This is a genomic window from Streptomyces sp. OZ13 (assembly GCF_052068155.1).
In the GTDB taxonomy this organism is placed as follows: domain Bacteria; phylum Actinomycetota; class Actinomycetes; order Streptomycetales; family Streptomycetaceae; genus Streptomyces.
Map to the genome: position 1 here is coordinate 64,723 of NZ_JBQHCZ010000002.1, position 6,987 is coordinate 71,709.

The 6,987-nt window shown below is 68.9% G+C and carries 4 protein-coding genes; 2 read left to right on the forward strand and 2 right to left on the reverse strand.

Annotation, left to right across the window (positions count from 1 at the left end):
• Positions 1 to 147 precede the first annotated feature (147 nt).
• Together ACTMTU_RS03995 and ACTMTU_RS04000 are read right to left on the reverse strand one after the other, a co-directional pair.
• Positions 148 to 2,862 carry a SpoIIE family protein phosphatase gene (locus ACTMTU_RS03995; RefSeq protein WP_441262038.1) on the reverse strand — a complete coding sequence of 905 codons (2,715 nt, stop codon included), beginning with the start codon at positions 2,860 to 2,862 and terminating at the stop codon, positions 148 to 150.
• A 356-nt stretch (positions 2,863 to 3,218) separates the two neighbouring features.
• A complete protein-coding gene (locus ACTMTU_RS04000; protein WP_441262039.1) occupies positions 3,219 to 4,166 on the reverse strand; it encodes a methionyl-tRNA formyltransferase in 948 nt (315 codons plus the stop codon).
• Between the two features lie 251 nt (positions 4,167 to 4,417).
• Between ACTMTU_RS04000 and ACTMTU_RS04005 the strand changes: the two genes are divergently transcribed.
• Positions 4,418 to 5,767: a lysine N(6)-hydroxylase/L-ornithine N(5)-oxygenase family protein gene (locus ACTMTU_RS04005; protein ID WP_441262040.1), complete on the forward strand. Its 1,350-nt coding sequence runs from the start codon at positions 4,418 to 4,420 to the stop codon at positions 5,765 to 5,767.
• Positions 5,768 to 5,859: 92 nt separating this feature from the next.
• Positions 5,860 to 6,897, forward strand: a complete 1,038-nt coding sequence (locus ACTMTU_RS04010) for an iron-siderophore ABC transporter substrate-binding protein (RefSeq protein ID WP_441262041.1) — start codon at positions 5,860 to 5,862, stop codon at positions 6,895 to 6,897.
• The last annotated feature ends 90 nt before the right edge of the window (positions 6,898 to 6,987 follow it).

Below are 6,987 nucleotides of genomic sequence, written 5' to 3' on the forward strand. Positions count from 1 at the left end.
TCGGTTCAGAGCAATCTGAACGGACCCCTCGATCGTTTTTGGGCTACCCGTGGGGGCCGGCGCACTCAACTGATCCGACAGACGCTTGATCCGACAGACGCTCGCGCGCCTCCTGAGGGCGACGGCGGTCAGCGGAAGAACCGCACTCTAGACGAGGGTACTGCCGGCGGCCGGCAGGACCTGTTCGGCCCAGATGACCTTGCCTGCCGGTGTGTACCTGGTGCCCCAGACCTCGCTGAGCTGTGCCACCAGGAACAGTCCCCGGCCTCCCTCGTCCGTGGTGGCGGCGTACCGCAGGTGCGGGGCGGTACTGCTGGCGTCCCACACCTCGCAGGTCAGGGTGCGATCACGCACCAGTCGGACGCGGACCGGCGCGGCGCCGTACCGGATGGCGTTGGTGATGAGCTCACTGAGGATCAGTTCCGTGGTGAAGGCGAGTTCCTGCAGGTCCCACTCCTCGAGCTGCTCGGCCGTGAGGCTGCGCAGGGCACCGACCGCGCTCGGGTCGAACGGCACGTCCCACTGTGCGACCCGGCCGGCTCCCAGGGTCCGTGTGCGGGCGATGAGCAGCGCGATGTCGTCGGACGGGCAACTGGGGAGCAGGGCCTCGAGTACGGCGCGGCGGCTGGCGTGCGGGTCCCGGGCGGGGTGGCTCAGCGCCGTGCGCAGCTTTTCCATGCCCACTGCGATGTCCCGGCTCCGCTCCTCGACCAGCCCGTCGGTGTACAGGACGAGCTGACTGCCTTCCGCCAGGCGCAGTTCCATGGTCTCGAACGGCATGCCTCCCAGCCCCAGCGGGGGTCCGGCCGGCAGTTCCGAAATCGTCGTCGAGCCGTCCGGGGCGACCACGAACGGCGGCATGTGGCCTGCTCGTGCCATGGTGCAGTTCTGGGAAATCGGGTCGTAGACGGCGTACAGGCAGGTCGCGCCCAGGATGCCGCCGTTCGGGGCGGCGCTGTCGCCTTCCTGGTCCATACGCTGGACGAGGGTGTCGAGGCGGGCGAGGAGTTCGTCGGGCGGCAGGTCCAAGGACGAGAAGTTGTGCACGGCCGTGCGCAGTCGCCCCATGGTGGCCGCGGCGTGCAGGCCGTGCCCGACGACGTCTCCGACGACCAGCCCGACGCGGCTGCCCGGCAGGGGGATCACGTCGAACCAGTCCCCGCCCACTCCGGATTGCGCGGGCTGGTAGAAGTGCGCGACGTCCACGGCACTCTGCTCCGGCAGATCCTGCGGCAGCAGGCTGCGCTGGAGCGTGACCGCGAGATTGTGTTCGTGGGTGTAGCGGCGGGCGTTGTCCATGGCGACCGCGGCGCGGCCGACGAGCTCCTCGGCCAGGGACAGGTCCTCCTCGTCGAAGGGTTCCGGCTTCTGCGACCGCCAGAAGTTGACCACCCCGAGCACGACGCCCCTGGCCTTCAGCGGAGCGGCGATGAGCGAGTGGATCCCGTAGCCGACGATCGCTGATGTCCGCGGCGGGTCCTGGGCGTGCCAGCCCGGCGCGTCATGGAGATCGGGCACGAGTTCGGCTGCGCCCGTGCCGTATCCGCGGGCCTGCGGCGTGGACGGCAGGAAGTCGATCAGACTGCCGAGCGGGTACAGCGGGTGATCGGAGCGGATGCCGCTGACCGCTGTGCGCCGCATGTCGGCGCCCGGGCCGGGCTCGTCGCCCTTCAGCACCGGGTCGGCCAGGTCGACCGTGACGAAGTCCGCCAACTGGGGAACGGCGACATCGGCCAGTTCCTCCGCGGTGCGCACCACGTCGAGCGTGGTGCCGATGTCACCCCCGGCGTCGTAGAGCAGCTTGAGCCGCCTGCGGGCCGTCTCCGCCCGGCTGCTCAGCAGCTGCATCTCGGTGGAGTCGCGGATGGTGACCGCCGAGCCCTGCGGGCGGCCCTGGGGGCGGGTGGGCCGCTGATTGACCACGAGGAGCCGGTCCCCGGCCTCCAGCACCTCGTCGGTGGCCACCCGGCCGGACAGCAGCAGTTCAGCCATCCGGTGATCCATGCCGACCTTGTCGACGGGGCGTCCTTCGGCGTCGTCCGGCAGGCCGAGCAGCCGTCCGGCCTCGTCGTTCGCCAGGAGCAGCCGTCCTTCGCCGTCGGTGATCAGCACCCCTTCGCGGACGGCGTGGAGCACTGCGTCGTGGTGCTCGTACATGCGGGTCATCTCATGGGTGCCGAGGCCGTGGGTCTGGCGACGCAGTCTTCGGCTGATCAGCGCCGTGCCTACGGTGGCCAGTGCCAGAGCGCCGGTGATGGCCAGGAGGATGACCGGAAGCTGTCGCTCGGCGATGCCGGTCACGTTCTCCACCGTCAGACCCGCCGAGACCAGGGCGATGACATCGCCCTCGGGCGAGGTGACCGGCACGATCGCCTGGATCTCCTTGCCGAGCGGCCCCTGCACACTCTCTGTGTGCACCTGGCCGGCGAGCGAGGGCTCGATCGTGCCGACGAACCGCTCGCCGATGCGGTCCGGCTGAGGGTGGCTGTAGCGGATGCCGCGGGTGTCCATGACCACGATGAAGTCCACCCCCGCCGGCCCGCGTGTCCCCTCGGCGAGGGGCTGCAGGACCGCGGACGGGTCCGGCGACCTCAGTGCTTCCTGCAGGCCCGGGGATCGCGCGAAGGTCTGCGCCACGGAAACCGACCGGTTGCGTGCCTCACGGTCGATGTCGTACCGCGATTGGAGTATCAGGGACAGCAGGGCACCGGCCGCGAGCAGCACCACGATCGCCACCTGAAGGACGAAGACCTGTCCGGCGACGCTTCCGAATCTTCTGCCTAGCTTCGACCGCACCGGAACGCCGGGCACGGGAGTGGAGACGGGCTCACAACCCCAGTTGTAGCACCTCCCCGCGGCCATGCTTCCAGCGCTCACGCTATGCATCAGTGCCACCACAAGGGTCACCGTCCCCAGAGGTCGGGGAGAGGGCGTTGTTCGGGCACGCGCAAAGGTCCGGGTCCCCTGCTCGCGGTAGGTGAGCACGCGGGCAGCGAGCACGCCACCGGTGACGGGGGGCGTCCCTGCCGTCATGGCGACGGTTCACATCCTGTCGTCCCGCTGTGCGGAAACGCAGGTCGGAGGCCGTGTCGGAGCGTGATGGCACGGCCTCCACCGTGTTCGGGACCGGTGGGACGCTCGCCCCCTCGTGCGGCGTCGGCGCGCGGGCGCCCTGCCGCGGCGGGCTTCTCGTAGGCGGCGCGCGGCTCGTCCGGTAGTCAGGGGCGGCTCGTGAGGTACCCGCCCATCGACGTGAAGTAGTCGGTCGCGGCCATCTCGTCGCCGTCCTCCGTCCGTACCCGGGTGATCGCCAGACCGTGGTTGCGGCCGGTGCGGGCGTCGGCCCCGGCGACGATCACCACGCCGCCCGACTCCCGGTAGAAGACGCGGCCGGGGGTGCCGCCGTAGCGGCCCTGGGACACGACCGCGGCCAGGATCTCCAGGCGCTTGCCCTTGTGGAAGGTGAAGGCGCTCGGATACGGCGCCGACTGGGCGCGGACCAGCCGCTCGAGGTCCTCCGCGGGCCAGTTCCAGTCGATGCGGATGTCCTCGGCGGACCGCTTGTGGAAGAAGCTCGCCTGCGACCGGTCCTGCTTGGTGAAGTCGGTGCGCCCGGAGGCGATGAGGGCGAGCGCCTCGGTGGTGACCGGGGCGATGAGGTCGACGGTCCGGTGGAACAGGTCGGTGGCGGTGTCCGTCGGCCCGACCGGCACGGCGTGCTGGACGACGATGTCGCCGGCGTCGAGCTCGTCGTCCATCATGTGCGCGGTGACGCCCACTTCGGGTTCGCCGTTGATGAGCGCCCAGATCAGCGGGGAGAAGCCGGCGTACTTCGGCAGCAGCGAGTCATGGACGTTGAGGGTGCCGTGGCGGGGCAGGCCGAAGATGCGCGGCGGGATCCAGGTCCGCCAGTTGTTCGCGACGATGATGTCCGGGTCGGCCTCTTTGAGGCGCAGGAACAGCTCTTCGTCGTCGGGCCTGTTGCGGATCAGCACCGGCACGCCGTGCTCCTCCGCCAGGTCGGCGACCGAGTCGCTCCAGATCTTCTCGTACGCGTGCTCGCTCTTGGGATGCGTCACGACCATCACCACGTCGTGTTCGGAATCCAGGAGCGCTTGCAGGGTGCGGTGCCCCCAGGTCTGATACCCGAACATGACGACCCGCATGGGGTTTCCTCCTCAGAGCGGCGATGGACCGACGCCAGTTAAGCAAGGCTTACCTAAGCGCGCAACGGCCCCAGCGGTAAAGGGAGTTCATGCTCCATCGGCCGCCGGATTTTCTTTTTTGACCCCATCGACAGGCGGGGGAGATCAGGTTAGCTTTACCTAAGTTCCGCTCGCTCGCCGCTCCGTCGGCTTGGCCTGGTCCCGTTCTCCGCAACGCCCGACTGGCGGCTGTCCCGCATGATGGGAGTGACATGTCACAGGCTCTTCCTGGCGACGCACCACTGATCCACGACCTCATAGGAATCGGCTTCGGGCCGTCCAATGTGGCCATGGCGATAGCGCTCAGTGAGCACAACGCAGGCGTCGACAGGCAGGAGGCGGTCACCGCTCACTTCTTCGAGCGGCAGCCACGCTTCGGCTGGCACCGAGGCATGCTGATCGACGACGCCACCATGCAGGTGTCCTTCCTCAAGGACCTGGTGACACTGCGCAATCCGGCGAGCGAGTTCAGCTTCCTGTGCTACCTGAAGAGTCAGGGACGGCTGATCGACTTCGTCAACCACAAGAACCTGTTCCCGCTGCGGGTCGAGTTCCACGACTACTTCGAGTGGGCCGCGGCCAAGGTGGACGACATGGTGTCCTACGGGCACGAGGTCGTCGCCGTGCGGCCCGTCGTCGTCGACGGAGTGGTCCAGTACGTGGATGTGACGGCCCGGTCCGGCACCGAACTGGTCGTCCACCGGGCCCGCAATCTCGTGATCGGCACCGGCCTTCGGCCGCAGATGCCGGAGGGCGTCGAGCGCTCCGACCGGATCTGGCACAACTCCGACCTGCTCGCCCGTGTCGACGGCCTGGAGGAAGCGGATCCGACCCGCTTCATCGTGGTCGGCGCGGGGCAGAGCGCCGCGGAGAACGTCGCCTTCCTGCACCGGCGTTTCCCCCGGGCCGAGGTCTGCGCCGTCTTCTCCCGCTACGGCTACAGCCCCGCCGACGACAGCAGCTTCGCCAACCGCATCTTCGACCCCGAGGCGGTCGACGAGTTCTTCACCGCCCCGGAGGAGATCAAGCGCAAACTGATCGGCTACCACGGCAACACCAACTACTCCGTGGTGGACATCGATCTGATCGACGACCTCTACCGGCAGGAGTACCAGGAGAAGGTCCTCGGCACCGAACGCCTGAGGTTCCTCAAGGTGTCCCGGCTCACCGACGTCGTGGAGACGCCGGACAAGGTGCGCACCACCGTCGAGTCGCTGGTCACCGGTGAACGGACGCCGCTGGACGCCGACGTGGTCGTCTACGCCACCGGGTACCGGACCGCCGACACCCTCGGTCTCCTCGGCGAGGTGCGGCAGTTCTGCCACCGTGACGACGAGGGCCGTGTCCGCGTCGAGCGTGACTACCGCGTCGCGACGGACCCCCAACTGCGGTGCGGCATCTACCTCCAGGGGGGCACCGAGCACACGCACGGCATCACGTCGTCGCTGCTGTCCAACACCGCCGTCAGGGTCGGCGAGATCCTTCGGTCGATCCTCGACCGGGGCGAGGGGCCGGCCGCCGCGCCGCGGGCCGCCGCCGACGAGATCGGCTCGTCCCTCTGATCCGGACCTCTCTCACTCATGCCCGCCCGGACGACACGTCGGACCGGGCGGACGTGACGCGCACCGTGAAACCCCGTGAAAGGAACTGCCCCGTGTCCGTTGGTACACGCCCCGGTCCGACGAGGATCGTCAGACACATTCCCCGCCTGGTAGCGGCCGTTGTCGCCGCCCTGGTGCTCGGCGCCTGCGGCGGCGGCGCGGACGGGGACGCGGCCGAGCCGTCCGGGAAGGCGGGGGCGAGTTCGGCGGCCTTCCCGGTCACGGTCGAGCACAAGTACGGCAGCACGACCATCGAGTCGGAGCCGAAGAAGGTCGTCACCCTCGGCCTGTCCGACCAGGACGCGGTGCTGGCCCTCGGCGTGAAGCCGGTCGGTTCCGTCGACTGGTTCAAGGAGCAGCCGTACGGCAAGTGGCCGTGGACCAAGGACCTGTGGGGCTCCACGCCGCCGCAGATCGTCGGCGAGCGCGACGAGTACAACATGGAGAAGATCGCGGCGCTCCAGCCGGACCTGATCGTGGCCCAGTACTCGGGCATGAAGAAGGAGCAGTACGAGACCCTGTCGAAGATCGCCAAGGTGGTCGCCCAGCCGAAGGGCCACGAGGACTACCAGGCTCCGTGGCAGGTCATGACCGAGCAGATCGGCAAGGCCCTCGGCAAGGACGACGAGACCGAGAAGCTCATCGCCGGCATCGACGCGCGCTTCAAGGCCGTCCGCGACGATCACCCCGAATGGAAGGGCCTGACGGTCACCGTCGGCGAGCCCTACGAGCCGGGCAAGTTCTCCGCCTTCTCGCCCAAGGATCCCAAGGTCATCTTCCTGAGCGAGATGGGCTTCACCACCTCGGAGGAGTACCGCACCGCCCTCGGCAAGGAGAACATCGCCGACCTCAGCTCCGAACGCCTCGACGTCATGGAGGCCGACCGGACCGTCTGGCTCGGCACACCCGACACGGAGAAGGCCATGAAGGCCGACCCGCTCTACAAGAAGACCAAGGTCCACCAGGAGAAGCGGGACCTGTTCCTGCCGTACGACAGCCCGGACATCGGCGCCGCGCTCTCCTTCAACACGGTGCTGTCGATCCCCTACGCCATCGACCAGGTCGTCCCGATGCTCGAGGCGATCAAGTAGGAGCGCCTCCGCGTCCTCCCGCGACGCGGTCTCCCCGCCTGCCGCCCGTCCGGCGGCCGTCCTCCGCCGGGCGGGCGCGGCGTGCACGGT